Annotated in this window: 15 protein-coding genes, 1 riboswitch and 1 other annotated feature; of the genes, 1 reads left to right on the top strand and 14 read right to left on the bottom strand. The window is 35.1% G+C overall.

Going from position 1 to position 14,119, the window contains the following annotated elements; all coding sequences use genetic code 11:
• Nucleotides 1–176: 176 nt before the first annotated feature.
• The 6 genes from ACEN33_RS01125 to ACEN33_RS01100 all read right to left on the bottom strand — a co-directional run bounded on the left by ACEN33_RS01125 (nucleotide 177) and on the right by ACEN33_RS01100 (nucleotide 5,371).
• Nucleotides 177–1,007 carry an energy-coupling factor transporter transmembrane component T family protein gene (locus tag ACEN33_RS01125; RefSeq protein WP_407094407.1) on the bottom strand — a complete coding sequence of 277 codons (831 nt, stop codon included), beginning with the start codon at nucleotides 1,005–1,007 and terminating at the stop codon, nucleotides 177–179.
• On the bottom strand, nucleotides 1,007–2,734 hold the full coding sequence (locus ACEN33_RS01120; RefSeq protein WP_407094406.1) for an ABC transporter ATP-binding protein: 1,728 nt from the start codon (nucleotides 2,732–2,734) through the stop codon (nucleotides 1,007–1,009). The genes ACEN33_RS01125 and ACEN33_RS01120 overlap by 1 nt, the downstream gene beginning before the upstream one ends.
• A gap of 5 nt (nucleotides 2,735–2,739) precedes the next feature.
• Complete coding sequence (locus ACEN33_RS01115; RefSeq protein ID WP_407094405.1) at nucleotides 2,740–3,294, bottom strand: ECF-type riboflavin transporter substrate-binding protein; 555 nt, start codon at nucleotides 3,292–3,294, stop codon at nucleotides 2,740–2,742.
• A 4-nt stretch (nucleotides 3,295–3,298) separates the two neighbouring features.
• Nucleotides 3,299–4,150, bottom strand: coding sequence for an S-adenosyl-l-methionine hydroxide adenosyltransferase family protein (locus ACEN33_RS01110; RefSeq protein ID WP_407094404.1), 852 nt, complete (start codon nucleotides 4,148–4,150; stop codon nucleotides 3,299–3,301).
• Between the two features lie 65 nt (nucleotides 4,151–4,215).
• Nucleotides 4,216–4,465, bottom strand: a binding site (T-box leader).
• Between the two features lie 127 nt (nucleotides 4,466–4,592).
• Complete coding sequence (locus tag ACEN33_RS01105; protein ID WP_407094403.1) at nucleotides 4,593–4,988, bottom strand: hypothetical protein; 396 nt, start codon at nucleotides 4,986–4,988, stop codon at nucleotides 4,593–4,595.
• Nucleotides 4,989–5,008: 20 nt separating this feature from the next.
• Nucleotides 5,009–5,371, bottom strand: a complete 363-nt coding sequence (locus tag ACEN33_RS01100) for a Spx/MgsR family RNA polymerase-binding regulatory protein (protein ID WP_407094401.1) — start codon at nucleotides 5,369–5,371, stop codon at nucleotides 5,009–5,011.
• 592 nt (nucleotides 5,372–5,963) lie between these two features.
• Here ACEN33_RS01100 and ACEN33_RS01095 point away from each other — a divergent pair.
• The gene (locus ACEN33_RS01095) at nucleotides 5,964–6,773 is read left to right on the top strand and encodes an MBL fold metallo-hydrolase (RefSeq protein WP_407094400.1); all 810 of its coding nucleotides are present in this window, start codon (nucleotides 5,964–5,966) and stop codon (nucleotides 6,771–6,773) included.
• Between the two features lie 169 nt (nucleotides 6,774–6,942).
• On the opposite strand, the gene ACEN33_RS01090 is transcribed toward ACEN33_RS01095, so the two are convergent.
• The 8 genes from ACEN33_RS01090 to ACEN33_RS01055 all read right to left on the bottom strand — a co-directional run bounded on the left by ACEN33_RS01090 (nucleotide 6,943) and on the right by ACEN33_RS01055 (nucleotide 13,550).
• Nucleotides 6,943–7,707 (bottom strand): SDR family oxidoreductase, encoded by a 765-nt coding sequence (locus ACEN33_RS01090; protein ID WP_407094399.1) that lies wholly within the window; start codon nucleotides 7,705–7,707, stop codon nucleotides 6,943–6,945.
• Between the two features lie 4 nt (nucleotides 7,708–7,711).
• Complete coding sequence (locus ACEN33_RS01085) at nucleotides 7,712–8,668, bottom strand: ABC transporter substrate-binding protein (protein WP_407094398.1); 957 nt, start codon at nucleotides 8,666–8,668, stop codon at nucleotides 7,712–7,714.
• Entirely contained in the window at nucleotides 8,655–9,416 is a 762-nt protein-coding gene (locus ACEN33_RS01080) for an ABC transporter permease (protein ID WP_407094397.1), read from the bottom strand. Before ACEN33_RS01080 ends, ACEN33_RS01085 begins: the two co-directional genes overlap by 14 nt.
• Nucleotides 9,409–10,152 carry an ABC transporter ATP-binding protein gene (locus tag ACEN33_RS01075; protein ID WP_407094396.1) on the bottom strand — a complete coding sequence of 248 codons (744 nt, stop codon included), beginning with the start codon at nucleotides 10,150–10,152 and terminating at the stop codon, nucleotides 9,409–9,411. The genes ACEN33_RS01080 and ACEN33_RS01075 overlap by 8 nt, the downstream gene beginning before the upstream one ends.
• A 13-nt stretch (nucleotides 10,153–10,165) precedes the next feature.
• On the bottom strand, nucleotides 10,166–11,587 hold the full coding sequence (locus tag ACEN33_RS01070) for an acyl-CoA reductase (protein ID WP_407094395.1): 1,422 nt from the start codon (nucleotides 11,585–11,587) through the stop codon (nucleotides 10,166–10,168).
• On the bottom strand, nucleotides 11,574–12,020 hold the full coding sequence (locus tag ACEN33_RS01065; protein ID WP_407094394.1) for a hypothetical protein: 447 nt from the start codon (nucleotides 12,018–12,020) through the stop codon (nucleotides 11,574–11,576). The genes ACEN33_RS01070 and ACEN33_RS01065 overlap by 14 nt, the downstream gene beginning before the upstream one ends.
• Nucleotides 12,002–12,622: a hypothetical protein gene (locus tag ACEN33_RS01060; protein WP_407094393.1), complete on the bottom strand. Its 621-nt coding sequence runs from the start codon at nucleotides 12,620–12,622 to the stop codon at nucleotides 12,002–12,004. Before ACEN33_RS01060 ends, ACEN33_RS01065 begins: the two co-directional genes overlap by 19 nt.
• Nucleotides 12,623–12,708: 86 nt before the next feature.
• Nucleotides 12,709–12,819, bottom strand: a riboswitch (TPP riboswitch).
• Between the two features lie 353 nt (nucleotides 12,820–13,172).
• Nucleotides 13,173–13,550 carry a universal stress protein gene (locus tag ACEN33_RS01055; protein ID WP_407094392.1) on the bottom strand — a complete coding sequence of 126 codons (378 nt, stop codon included), beginning with the start codon at nucleotides 13,548–13,550 and terminating at the stop codon, nucleotides 13,173–13,175.
• Nucleotides 13,551–14,119: the final 569 nt, after the last annotated feature.

Below are 14,119 nucleotides of genomic sequence, written 5' to 3'. Positions count from 1 at the left end.
AGTGTTTGCCTCCGGCTTCCTTCAGATTCCACCTCACGGTGGACACCCTTGCCTTTAGCTAACAGTTCCTACTGCCAAGTCTGTAGTGGACTTTCACCACCAAGTTATCGCCCATGCCGGGCGCACACGAAAAAGGATACAACTATTCACTCACAGTTGTATCCCCCTATGTATTTTTAAAATGGATTATAAAATCTTCCATCATTAACAAAGAATAATAATATTCCAATGACGATAATTATGATGATCAACGCCAAAGCGATAAAATCTTTTTTGGTAAATGGTTTATATCGGTACCATGTTCTCGATTTGTTTTTTCCAAAGCGACGTAATTCCATCGCCTGGCTTATGGTCTCAATTCGGTTTAAACTACTAAAGATTAAAGGCATAATAATCTGTGCAGATCGCGTTATTCGTTTCATTAGTGATGTTTTCCGACTCATCTCCAGACCGCGTGCTTGTTGAGCTTGTCTAATCTCAAAAAAACTGTCTTGAATATCTGGAATATAACGTAATGCCAATGAAACAGCATAACTAATGCGGTACGAGACTCCAATTCGATTTAGACTTGAAGCGAATTCACTTGGATCTGTTGTGAATATAAAGATTAAAGCTAAAGGAATTGTTGTGAAATACTTAATTGCAACATTGAATTCATAAAATAACTGCTCAGTCGTAATCGTATATCGACCGATACCTTCAAATAGCACTGTGCGTGAATTATACAATTGAACGCCATACTCGGGCTCAAAAATATATATTGTAAGTAAATTTAAGATAGAAAAGACTAAAACAAAATAGATTAATACTTTAATATTTCTCCATGGGATACGAGCGATATAAAACAAGATTAAACTAAAGATTGTCATCGCTACTAAAAATCGAGTATCAAAGCTAGTCATTACAATTAAGGATAGTAAGATAAAACTAATCAGCTTTGTAGAGCCGCTTAAATTATGTATGATTGTTTTATTAGGTATGTAACCAAATAAATTCTCTTGGCTCATCAGCGTATACCCCTCTCATAACGCATAAAGCGCCCAATGAAATCTTTTGAAGTCATCAAAGGTAAAAGACTACCTAATTGGTATAGGCTTGATTCAGTAAGATGTGCGGCTTTTAATAATTGAGCATTAGAAAATAACTCTGAAGGATTCGTATCAGCTAATAATTTACCCGCATCAAACACCAATGATCGATTTGTATACTCTTGCATTAAATGCATATCATGCGTAATCATTAAGATAGTCATGTCTCTTTCATGGTTGAGTTGATTTAAAAATTGCATCATTTCAGTATAATGAGCAAAATCTTGTCCTGCCGTTGGTTCATCTAAGATAAGAATGTTAGGGTCTAAAACAAGAATGCTCGCAATGGTCACCCTTCTCTTCTGTCCATAACTTAAAGCCGAGATTGGCCAATTACGATAAGGGAATAAGCCACATATTTTTAAAGTATCAAATACTTTTTCTTCAATATCGTTTTCATTCCATCCCCGATTAATTAACCCCAATGCAACTTCTTCATAAATCATTGTTTTAGAAATCATATTATTTGGGTTTTGCATAATAAAACCAACAGTATCTGCAATTTCTTTAATGGATAAATCATTAATATCTTCGGCATTTACGATAATTTTCCCAGAACTTGGTTTGATAAACCCACTTATAGCTTTAGCTAAGGTCGATTTCCCGGCACCATTTGTCCCAACAATACTTATCATTTCGCCTTGATTCACTGAAAAATTTATATCAGACAACGTCAGGACATCATCTTCTGAATTATAAGAGAAATTAAAGTGGTCTACAGCCAATATAGTATCATTTTCATTAGAATATTCGTCGTGCGACACTTGACTAGCCCATTCTTCAATAAGCCTTATATCCCCAGTGAACAGATTCATTTGGTTAAAATTGTTAACAGTATCGTATTTAGAAACATCGATCCCAGCGTACTTCATTGCTGTTAAATATAAAGGTTCTCTAACTCCGACTTCTTGTAAGATACTACTTTTTAATAGCTCCGTCGGTGTTGAATCTGACACAAGTCTACCTTCATCAATTACCAGAATACGATCAATATCTCCTAAAAGAGCTTCCTCTAAACGATGTTCGACTATTATCGTTGTATAGTTATGTTCTTTACTTAACCGGTTGATTAAACGCATTGTCTCTGCGCCTGATGCCGGATCTAAGTTTGCTAATGGCTCATCAAATAATAAGATCGGCGCATTATTGACTAGAATGCCACTAATTGAAACACGCTGCTTCTGGCCACCAGAAAGTTTATTCGGCATACTTTGAAGTAAGTCATCGATTTCTAGAGTTTCACTCCAATTTTTAACAATGGATTGCATCTTTTCTTGTTCTACACCATCATTTTCCAATGCAAAAGCAATATCTTCAGCCACAGTTAAGCCAACAAATTGACCATCCGTATCTTGCAGTACGGTACCCACTTCTAATGACAAGTCAAAAATAGAACTTGTTTGTATTTCCTTTCCATTGACTGAAACAACTCCGTCAAGTTGACCTGGATATGTATTTGGTATTTGCCCATTAATACAACGAGCGATTGTCGACTTCCCTGATCCACTCGGTCCAACAATTAATATTGTTTCACCGGCGTAAACATCAAAGTTTATATCGATGAGATTTTTTTCTGCCTGACTATCATATTGAAAATTAACTTTTTCAAATTTGATCATCGGCGCTCTTTTTTCTTGAAGGTCCATATAAATTACTCTTTCGTTAAACTTCCACTTTTAGTTCGCGTTTTTGTATAGGCAGTAATCAGTAACGTCCCTAATACTCCGACGGCAATTGAATTTATAGCAGCTGATACAAAGCCTTGGACAAACACTTTATTAGCAGGTTCCGAATAAATTAGAATATCTAGAAGTGGTGCAGTAATTCCCCATGCAAGGAAATTAGTAATAACTTGTCCAATATTAAAAGTAATCATATCTTTTTTAGTAAATTCACCTGAATGAATATTTAAGCGTTTAGCAATCAATCCATAACCAAAACCAGTTACACCTGAAGAGAGCACCCAACTCCACCATAAACCATAAGTAAGTAAATCTTTAATTGCATGCCCGATTAAACCAATTAATAAACCCACTACTGGTCCGTAAATGACAGACATTAAAGCTAAAAATGGATATGTCGTTTCAATACTTGTGTTTGGAACGCCAGTCGGAATTGAAAGAAAACGCCCAAGAATGAAAAAGACTGCTGCTCCAATACCAACGGCAACAAGTTTAATTATAGATGAATTATTGTTATTATTCATAAATCTATTCTCCTTTTACTTTTTTAATTTGAATTAACCAGTCATTCCCTGTCCCGATATTATATGTTTGAGAGAAATTCTGTTGGTTAATTGCTACACCTAAACGGATTAATGAGTTAATATATCCAACTGTCTCCCCAACAGCAACATCTGCAAAGCTGTGACCAAATAATAATTGGTTATCGTATTTTTTAATATCATCATGATAAATTTGAACACTAATTTTGTCACCTGTTTTAATTCCAGCTTCTTCAACAAGTTCTAATGGAATATTTGTCCATAAAGATCCAAAGCGAATATCTAAAATGTCAATGACACCGTGAATAGTACCATCACGTAGTTCAGGTTCTGTGATCTCTAATGTCTTTATTGAATCAACACTCACTTCTTTGGATAAATTATCATAATATGATTCATTATCCGCAATCATTGCACCATTATAAACATAAACATCACGGCCATGGAATGTATGACTTTTCTCAGAATGTGGTAGACGATCAACTTCTTCATTAATTTCTTTAACACTTTCTAAACCAACGAATTTTGCAACATGTGATAATAATCCATTATCTGGAGTGACAATGTATTGTCCAGCAATTGTTTTTGCAACGACACTTCTTCTACTACTACCAACACCTGGATCTACTACAGACACAAAAACAGTTTTTGTAGGCCAATATGCTACTGTTTGTAATAATCTATATGATGCATCATTAATATTGTAAGGTTCAATTTCATGTGTTAAATTACTAATTGTTACTTCTGGCGCAACAGTGTATGCGACACCTTGCATAGCTGAAACTGCCCCATCCACTAATCCAAAATCTGTCTGTAATACTAAATGTTTATTATTCATTTTTACCTCCATCATGTAAGATAAATTTAAATTTTTTCATTAAAAAATCCCTGCGTAAAAAATTACGCAAGGACGAGAATATATATTCACGTGGTACCACCTTCATTTACAAGAGCGTTGAACTCATTGTCTTATTCAGTAAACAAGGTATTCACTTACTGAAACACTGTAACGGGTGTCTACGTATACATCTCAAGTCCTACTCTCAATATATCCACTCAAAGACCATATTCTATCTATCCTAATTACCTATTTTCAGCTACAAGGCTCTCTATAAATTATGAATAAATATACTTTTCTTATCAAGGTGTTTAATATTCTCATTGTTTTTTCATGATATAATTTAAAATTAATATAACAGCAATCATTATTAATGTCAACGTTATTTGAAACATGTCCATCCCTACAATATTAATGTTCGTGTCATCTCAGTCTTATGAAATTATAAAATCTTTCGATTTCGAATAAAGTATAATAGCGTTTCAATTATTAGAAATGGCAAAGTATAAAAGAACAAGTAAGCTGAGAAAGACCCTAAGAAACTATCCGAGAAAATAAAGAGGACAATTGATAATAAAAGCAACCCTAAGATGATAGAAAGCGTTACGATCAACTTTTGACTAAAACTCGTTAATCTATTAACGGCGTAGACAATAAAATGATATATAGCCGTATTTATAAGTGTTGAAAAAAATGCTGTGAAAGGAATCATCGGAATCAACTCAATGATCGAATTCGAGGAATCAATCGCTCTAATTCCCTCAATGATAGCATACTGTCCAAGACCTGTGAGTATTAAACGGAATATAAATTGTTTTAAGATAGATATTGTTTTCATAGGCACCTCTTATGTTTGACTTATTGATCTAACCAAGCTGCTTTCAATACACTTTCCTTTGCGCCATTCGTTAGTGTCTTACCATCTGTAATTAAAGGGCGTTTTATTAACATACCGTTTTTCGAAAGTAGATCAATAATTTCCGATTCATTCATTGTGTCCAACTTATCTTTTAGACCCATTTCCCGGTACAAATTTCCAGCCGTATTAATTATTTTGCGAGCTTGACCATTCGCAGATGCAATTGCTCTTTGAATGATTTTTTTACTAGGTGGATCATCACGAATATCGATAATATCATCCACACTGACACCTTTATCTTCTAAATATTCCTTTGCTTTTTTCGTAGTTGTACAATGACCTAAACCATAAATTGTTAACATAAAAAACTCCTTTATTAAATATTTCGTTTGTTACCATCTCTGTTGCGCTTGTTCAGTTTAAACACAATTATCAGCATTTCTATCAATAGTAAGGGTAAAGGCAAGATTGCGTATAAAGTGGTGATATATATTAAATTATGGGTTGAAACAAGCAACAATAAGTATAAAACATAAGTTATGATTGCAATTATTATGAATGGAATGATACTTTATATTAATTTAAACCGAGTGTGCGATATTACGTTGATTTTCAGCACTTTTATTACCTAATTTGAAATCGTTCCAACTGGAATCGCAAATAGTATCAGAAGGAATAGATAACCAGCTGCTTCTTGTCCAGGAAACTGTATCTGTAGCGGAATTAATAAAATTTGACCAATTCCTGTTAGTTATTAGCGAGTTAACAATCGTCTTAACCAATTTTCTTGCATCGCTAATCTCCTCCTCTTTAACTTTTAGTTGATAACATTTAAGGTTATTATGATTTAATATAAACAAGATAATTGAAAACTCTTTTTACTTAGTTTATATTAGCAGATGTGAATTTACAAATCCTATCTATATATTACAAGTTTCAAAGGAAGGAATTAATATGGAATTATTTAAAGTAGAACCGGTAATTCCGGGAATTACTCGAATCAGGATGCCTTATGTGTGTTCCTATATCGTCAAAGGATCAGACCGAGCTGTTTTAATCGATACTGGTTTTGGTTATGGAGACTTAAGGTCCGTTGTAGATGAATTAATTGACCTACCTTATGATGTCATCTGTAGTCACGGTCATCCCGATCATACTGGCGGTAATGGACAATATAATACTGTGTACTTACCAGAAGGTGAATTTGAGTTAGTAAAGCACGGAACAAAGATTGAAACAAGACACTCAACTATGAATAACGTGTTGCGTCGCTTTAATAAATCATTCCCTAAAGAGAATTTTTTATCGCAAGGTGACGTGAAATACATCTCATATCATGAAAAGGATGTATTTGATTTAGGTGGCGTAACAATCCGCCCTGTCCACTTGCCAGGTCATACAAAGGGAATCATGGGTTTTATCATCCCCGAATTAGAAGTTGCAATGCTTGGTGATGCTTGTGCGAATCCAACATTATTAAATTTAGATTCTAGTGCTTCCATTCAAGAATATCGTGATGCTTTAGTGAAATTAAGGAAATTACAGAAAAACTTTAAAGTTGTTTTAACTCAGCACAATTCGTTTTCAGAACCGATTGACGTTGTTAAAGATAACTTGTATTGGGCTGAACGCATCTTATTAAATTCAGATGATCGTGTAGCGGTTAGAATGTCAGGTAAAGAGTCTTTTGTCGCTAGAAACCGAAATACCTCTCATTACAGAGGGAATTCCGGGAATTTAGTCTATACTTCTCAAAGTCTTTAATAGACGTTAATAACCCACAATTAACTTGATGATAGACAAATTAATGTAGTGCTCCCCTAAATCCGGACATGGATTTAGGGGAGCACTACATTATCTTATTAGTAATATAAAAGTAATTAGGTCATTTTGGCAATATGCTTTTAGAGTAAGATTCTACTATCCTGATATTTTATCTCATAACTAAACCACCATCAACATACAGTGTCTGTCCTGTCATAAAGCCGCTCCAATCAGAAGCTAAAAATAAAACAGGCCCCACAATATCCACAGGTGTTGCAATTCTTCCCAGTGGAGTAGCATCTGCTATCGTTTCTTTTTGTTCTTCTTTGGTTGATTTAGTTGCTGCGGTTGGATAAACTAGCCCGGGTGCAACAGCATTCATCCGAATACCTATACTACCTAGATCTTTTGCCATACTTCTTGTGTAACCAATGATTGCTGCTTTAGCCGTCGTATAATCCTGATATGGTATAACTGGATGTTCCACTAAATTGGAACTAATATTGATAATACTTCCCTTCCCAAAGTTTGTCATGTTTGGCAATACTTTTTGCACCAATAAGTGTGCAGCTTTTAATCCTCCTTGTAATTGTATCTCATAATCTTGCCACTCCATTTCCCATGCCTTTTTTCGATTTTCTGCATCGAATATATAGGGTGCAAATACATTATTAACCAACACATCGATTCTTCCAAATGTCAGTAGCGTCTCTTCTACTAAATGATTCACACCTTCTTCTGTGGTTACATCTGCTTTAATAGCTATTGACTGGCCACCTAATTTTTCACATGCTCTTGCCACTTCTTCGGCTGATTCCTTGCTATGATTATAATTAACAACCACATAAGCACCCTGACTAGCGAAGCCTTTAGCCAAGGTTGCACCAATTCCACGACTCGAACCACTAACGATAACCACTTTACCTTCCAGCATATCTTCACTCCTCAAATGCTTCAATGTACTGGCTCATTTCTAATTTTTTTGGAATGAGACCTAATTCAAAATATGTATCGGCACCTTCCTGGATGACATCAATATCCACTTTACCTATCTGACCATTCTCATCTAAACTCGCAGTATTTCTTAAATTGATAATTTCTCGGTTAATTTCTGGATCACGCCCATCAATGGCTAACTCTACGGCTAATTCTGCTGCTCTATCTGGATTTCCAATCATCCATTGGGCACTTTTTTTATAGGCGAGAATGAAATCTCTTAACAGCGCTTCTTTTTCTTCGTAGGTTGATCGTTTTACTACGAAAAAATCACTCGGTATATTCAAAGAGTCTCGCACTTCAAAAATATTTGGAGCACTTAAACCCGCCCTTATGGCCGGAACTAAGGCTGTATCGGTTGCGGCTGTTGCATCCACTTGTCCCTGAATCAACGGTGAAAAATTAGCAATACCTACATCTAATAATTCTACATCTGATTCTGATAAACCTGCTTGATGCAATAATACTAATAAATTTTGATATGTTCCACTTGACCGACTATATATACCAATGGTTTTTCCTTTCAAATCTTTTGGAGATTGAATATGATTATCCATCGTAACTACATTAAAAACATTTTGTGGATATACCGTATATAAAATAACTAAATCTTCGCCATTAGCGAGAGCACTATAAACTGCACCAGGATCGGTGAATGCGATATCAGCTTGTCCTGTTAACATATTTTTTAACGCATCTTGTCCGCCATTTCCCGGAATAATCGACAAGTCTATACCAGCTTCTTTAAAGAATCCATGTTCCTCTTCTGCCAATAAATTCGTCTGTTCAACAATTAATTGACTCCAATTGGCTATTGTCAAAGAATTCGTCGTTTGAAAACTGCAAGCACTTAACACTGCTATAAATATTAACACTAGCCCTATTTTAATTTTTCTCATTTTTATTCTCCTTGCTATACCATAATAGATTTTCCAGAATATTAACTAATCCATATAGTATACAGCCTAATATTGCTAATAGAATCAGAACAGCAAACATTAAAGTTGTATCCATCATTCCTTGTGATGCAATAATCAATGCACCTAGCCCTTGTTTTGCGCCGATAAACTCCCCCACTAAAGCACCTACTAGTGAGAGAACTACAGCAACACGAAGTCCTTGAACAATCGTAGGCAAACCAACTGGAAACTTTAGATACCATAATGTTTGCCATCGCGAGGCATTCATCAAACGAAACAAAGTTAATTGATCTGAGTTAACATGCTGAATCGCACTGGCAGTTGCTTCTAATAATGGAAAAAAGCAAATCAAAGCAGTAATAACAATTTTCGACATCATACCATATCCAAACCACAACATGAATAATGGAGCCAAAGCGATTTTAGGAATAGCTTGTGAAATGACGATATACACAGAAAATACATTTTTCAAAAACGGGCTTTCCCCGATGATGATTCCTAGTAATACCCCCAAAAATCCACCCATTAGTAATCCAATGATTAGTTCAACGACTGTAGTCAATATATGAGGGAGAAAATAGCCATCGAGAATCCCTTTCCAAAGGACGGAAAAAACAGCAAGTGGGCGTGGTAAAATCAGCTCAGATACCTGTTGAGCACTCAATTCCCAGATGAATAATAACAACACACCCATTAACAGTGATAGTAGCGAAGCTCTCTTATTCATGTTCCACCCCTAACAATTGACGAATAGTTCTACAATATTCTCTAAATGTTTGAGAATCTCGCCGATTGATCTCTGTCTCTTCCCAAGATGGAGATTTTCTTTGAGAACTCATTTCACCCTGACTAATCACCCCAATTTGATCTGCCAAAAAAGCAGCTTCAGTTACATCATGGGTAACAAAAAGCATCGCGATCTTTTCTCTTTTATTTAATCTCAATAATTCATTTTGTAACTCCTCTCTTGTTATGATATCCAAAGCAGCGAATGGTTCGTCTAGAAAAAGAAGTGTGGGTTTCTTAATTAATGCTCTTGCTATCGCTACTCGACTTTTTTGTCCGCCAGATAAAGTAGATGGTATTCGCTCCGCAAATTCTGATATTTGAAGAATCTCTAATAATACTTCTGCATAATTAATATCTTCTGCCGTAATTTCGCGTTGTAATTGAATCGGCAACAATACATTTTCTAAAACTGTCTTCCAATTGAGTAAAGTAGCCTCTTGAAATACAAAGCCAATCTTATTCGATGGCTTTGTAACTATGTGTCCTTGATGGTAAACTTTTCCTTTCGTTGGATTTTTTAGCCCTGCTGCTAACTCTAGTAAAGTTGACTTACCACTCCCACTACGACCCAACCAGCAATGAATCTCACCCGTTGGTAGCTGCCAATCGATTCCTTTCAATGTAAAATTTTGGTCTTTATACTGATAAGAGACTTTTTGTAGTTCTAATTCCATGATATGTCCCCCTCTAATCCATGTAGTAATTGAATAATTCTGAAGAACAAACAACCGAAGGGTCGATATCGACCATCCGAACCTGTTCTTTCAGAAATGAATAACCATCCTGATGCCAACCGGCATGTAACTGTACCATTTTATCCAAGCTAGTTACGCGCGTAATGCCTAAAGCTCCCCAATCGGAAGCAATGTCAAATAATTCATCCGTCGGCGCAGCGATTCCTACTGTTTGAAGGACTTGCGACTTGTCACGAATGATTTCTGCTAAACTTTTCCAATGATCAATAGCAATAACTTGTACCACCCGTGACAAGGGAGTTGGTTCAAGCAAAGGCTTCTCACTGTAGCTTACTATCCAGGAGCGATCCTCAGGGACAATTACTTTACAATGATCGTCCCACATTTTTGATTCATAAAATTGTGAGCGATCATATGCTTCTTCAATTGATAAATTTCTTAAAGGATAACGATTCTGATAAGATTGAAGTTTGCCTACTAATAGTAATGCCCATTCATGCGGACTTGTTTGTCCATTCTTTTCTACGAAAAAGAGTTGGGGAGAATAACACCCTTGCTGATCGTAGTAGATCACTGACTTTGCAGCTTGTTTAGCCAAGTTTTCTGCTTTTTGCTTATCTAAAACTAGCTTGTGTAGAAAACCAAAACTTAATTTATTACCAAAACCAATGAAATGTGTATTGTGACCTATTTGTTGCTGCAGTTTGGATATAGTCCGATTACTACCATATCCAACTACTACTTCAGCTTCATTCAATAACATCTTTTCACGACCGGTATCTCCCCCCTTCCAAGAAACAATCGCAAGACTATCTGCTAATCGAGGCTCAATTTCAACCAATAATTGACAGAAAACACCAATAAATAAAGGTTCGCTACTAGAAACCTTTCCAATCACTTTTCCTTTAACTAATAGACTTCCTACTAAACTCCAAAGAGGTAGAACTGGTACATTCCCTGCCCAAATATGTGCCGTTAATTTTGGTCCAACAGCCTTGGTAAATCCCCCATGAGAACTTGCTATAAATTGATCAAGTATTAGAGGATTTTCAAAATTCACAGATAACCAACGCATTAATTCATGTTCTCTAAAAGTCTTCAGTGAATGAGTCAGACTTAATCGAATCGTTTCGTGATTAAAGCCAGTAATTAGTGGCAGAAGTTTTTCTAGTTTACGACGTAAAGGATGTTTTCGATCTAATAACACTGCGACCGCCTTAGTAATTGCTGTGATAATTTCATTTGTAGTCAAGTGATTTCCTACCGTTTTCATTCGCTGTGATAAAATTTTCAATTGATCTTCATCAGGATGTGGCACTGAAATGGATACATCCTGAAAATCAATCTGTCGATTCTTAATCTTTAAATCTTTTGCCATCGGTGGTAAATAACCACTTTTTTCAATTTGAATCATTTTGATACTCCTCTATCCATTGTTGAGCAGATAATGAACAACCTCGTGATTCAATCAATGGTTGCCTTCCTACTAATTCAAAGCCACCTTCTCTTTCAATAGCTAAGTCCCCTGTTTGAATAGCTGGTACAGAGTTGATATTGGCTAAATCAACATGTACTAATAAGCCAATTTCTCCTTTAGGAACTTCTTGCTCAGTGATTGGATCAATAATTTTAAAACGAATCCAATGTGGTCCTCGCTTTATATTCTTTCCACCCAATTCAATCTTCGAATAGTATTGCGAAGATAATTCTGTCATCCCATACATATTTACTATTTTTGTCTTGACTTTAAACCTATCTTTTAATAATTTATAGAAATCATTTTCTGAATAAGACCTTGAGAAATTCTTAAATCCACCTGTATCAAAAATTAAGCTATCCTCATGCAAATGAATCGATTTTTTTTGTCTTCTAAACTATCAAGTAAATGAACATAATTGTAACTCGCACCCAAAATCATTACGGGCGTATGCTCATGTTTTTGAGTCCATTCAATTAATTTTTCTAACTCTAACCCATCTTTTGCCACAAAATGTGCGGAATCTTTCGTTCCATCACCTTTTAATAGCGATAAATAATGGCTTAAAGAAGAATGAGGCATATTTTTTTCATCTGGAAATAAAATTGCCATGGGATATTTCTTTGCACTTACAAAATTTTTAAAACTTTCTTTCGCTGATAGATCATAGACGTCTAGATCACGGTGATAATGCTTTCCTTTATTGCCACTCGTAGTTCCACTCGTCATAAAAACATATGAGCATTCCTCTTCAGGAGTTACACTTAAAAAGCTGGACTTAAATGCCTCTGTCGATACACTTGGAATGTCCTTCCAATGTCTAACTTGCTTAAGACCGATCCCTTTTTTTCGACAATATTGTTGATATGCCAGATTATTTTGGTAAAGATACCTGAACAATTGTATGGCTACTTCATCGAAACTTTTATACTCTTCTGGATTACAAATAAATTCTTGGATTATTGTTTTCATATTTTCTCTTTCTCCTTAATATTGACACAAAAAAAGCACCCTAGACTGATTCTAGGGTGCACATACGTATTATTATTTACTGTTCTTCATAATCGTTATATGTTCCCTACGCTAGTGTCAACTAGATCAGGTTCTAAGGGTCATTATCTTCACGGATAATATCTCAACCAGCAATACTGGTCCCCCTACATGGAATCGCTATTTAATTGTATTAATCATTTGTTCTCGCTTAAGAATAAGCCAAAGTTTTCTGCTTGTCAATAAATATTGAGTACCTTGATATGTAAACTTACTTCTACTTGTAATCGTCTATTGGTTGATAACAAATAACACGTCCTTTACAAAACCTGAATGTACGTACCTTTAAAAGTAAAAAAATAACAACGGGCATTTCATTAAAGGATTGTATGAAATGTAAAAATCATTTCGTTACTTAGATGAAGTGCCAATGAGAATTGAAAAACTATAATAAATACTAAATTATTAAAGCCAACGTTTATGGTCGCTAACTCATGCTTTCTAAACGGGATATGAAAAATAAAATGATGTTTTATTTTCTAGCTTTTCTCACTTTTAATTGCTTACCCTTTATCATGCGGTTTTGCATCTGTTCAATGATATATTGCCTCATAACAACCAAATCAATGGACCATCGATCAACTGATACAACAGCAATTTGTGTTCTTAGATCTCCATAGAGTATCTCTTTATGCAGACTAACGCCCTCATTATTTACATAATCTTCTAGTGAGTTTAACAACGACTCTCTTTGTAAAACAAGAATATCATCACCATCTTCCTTTACTACATGAACAAAGTATAGCTTACTATTCCATTGTTTACCTTCTGATATCCTCCGTTTAAATGAATCAATTGATTGTTGTGATCCATCAACTGGAAGTAAAATGTATTGGTACTCAATTATCATAAGTTTCACTCCTTATAGAATCGTAAGCGCATCCAATCTTATTGCTTTAATTAGATATCATAAATGGGATTATGCACGTTCCTAACTTTACAGCTGTAAAAAAGGACGGTCACAAGTAGTAACCATCCGCTGCTAAATTAAATGGATTAAAAACTATCCTTTATTGGTCAAAAACGGGGCTAACCCAACTAATGTTTTCCAATTATAATGCATAGTTATCCGTAATAATTCGGTCAGCATCAGGTATAATAAAACCAATCATCTTGCTAAAGTTGCCTTAGCAACCCCATTAGATCTTAAAATATTCATAAAATTGGTCTATCATTTTCTTTGTCAGAGTTAAAGTCTACTTGTTCCACTTGTAGTATATTGTTATCATGTGGCTTTTTTACAAATTCTATAAAGGTACTTGCCCACCGTTCCATCTGTTGAATGTCTAATTCGGATATATCAACTTGCTTCAACGTTCCGAGTGTAGCATAGGATTACATATACACGCCAGCATACTTCTTAGCAGTTAGATATAAAGGTTCTCAAATACCAATCTCAGTAAATAAGTTACTTATTTA

It is taken from the genome of Ruoffia sp. FAM 24228 (assembly GCF_045528575.1).
Classification (GTDB): Bacteria; Bacillota; Bacilli; order Lactobacillales; family Aerococcaceae; genus Ruoffia; species Ruoffia halotolerans.
The sequence above is the reverse complement of the archived record's forward strand: the minus strand, read 5'-3'. Positions and strand labels throughout refer to the sequence as shown.

Excerpts from the sequence above, each read along its gene's own strand:
- ACEN33_RS01075 (WP_407094396.1), bottom strand. The coding sequence starts at position 10,152 with ATGGAATTAGAACTACAAAAAGTCTCTTATCAGTATAAAGACCAAAAT.
- ACEN33_RS01060 (WP_407094393.1), bottom strand. The coding sequence starts at position 12,622 with ATGAAAACAATAATCCAAGAATTTATTTGTAATCCAGAAGAGTATAAA.
- ACEN33_RS01090 (WP_407094399.1), bottom strand. The coding sequence starts at position 7,707 with ATGCTGGAAGGTAAAGTGGTTATCGTTAGTGGTTCGAGTCGTGGAATT.
- ACEN33_RS01125 (WP_407094407.1), bottom strand. The coding sequence starts at position 1,007 with ATGAGCCAAGAGAATTTATTTGGTTACATACCTAATAAAACAATCATA.
- ACEN33_RS01055 (WP_407094392.1), bottom strand. The coding sequence starts at position 13,550 with ATGATAATTGAGTACCAATACATTTTACTTCCAGTTGATGGATCACAA.
- ACEN33_RS01085 (WP_407094398.1), bottom strand. The coding sequence starts at position 8,668 with ATGAGAAAAATTAAAATAGGGCTAGTGTTAATATTTATAGCAGTGTTA.
- ACEN33_RS01095 (WP_407094400.1), top strand. The coding sequence starts at position 5,964 with ATGGAATTATTTAAAGTAGAACCGGTAATTCCGGGAATTACTCGAATC.
- ACEN33_RS01080 (WP_407094397.1), bottom strand. The coding sequence starts at position 9,416 with ATGAATAAGAGAGCTTCGCTACTATCACTGTTAATGGGTGTGTTGTTA.
- ACEN33_RS01115 (WP_407094405.1), bottom strand. The coding sequence starts at position 3,294 with ATGAATAATAACAATAATTCATCTATAATTAAACTTGTTGCCGTTGGT.
- ACEN33_RS01120 (WP_407094406.1), bottom strand. The coding sequence starts at position 2,734 with ATGGACCTTCAAGAAAAAAGAGCGCCGATGATCAAATTTGAAAAAGTT.
- ACEN33_RS01070 (WP_407094395.1), bottom strand. The coding sequence starts at position 11,587 with ATGATTCAAATTGAAAAAAGTGGTTATTTACCACCGATGGCAAAAGAT.
- ACEN33_RS01100 (WP_407094401.1), bottom strand. The coding sequence starts at position 5,371 with ATGTTAACAATTTATGGTTTAGGTCATTGTACAACTACGAAAAAAGCA.
- ACEN33_RS01110 (WP_407094404.1), bottom strand. The coding sequence starts at position 4,150 with ATGAATAATAAACATTTAGTATTACAGACAGATTTTGGATTAGTGGAT.
- ACEN33_RS01105 (WP_407094403.1), bottom strand. The coding sequence starts at position 4,988 with ATGAAAACAATATCTATCTTAAAACAATTTATATTCCGTTTAATACTC.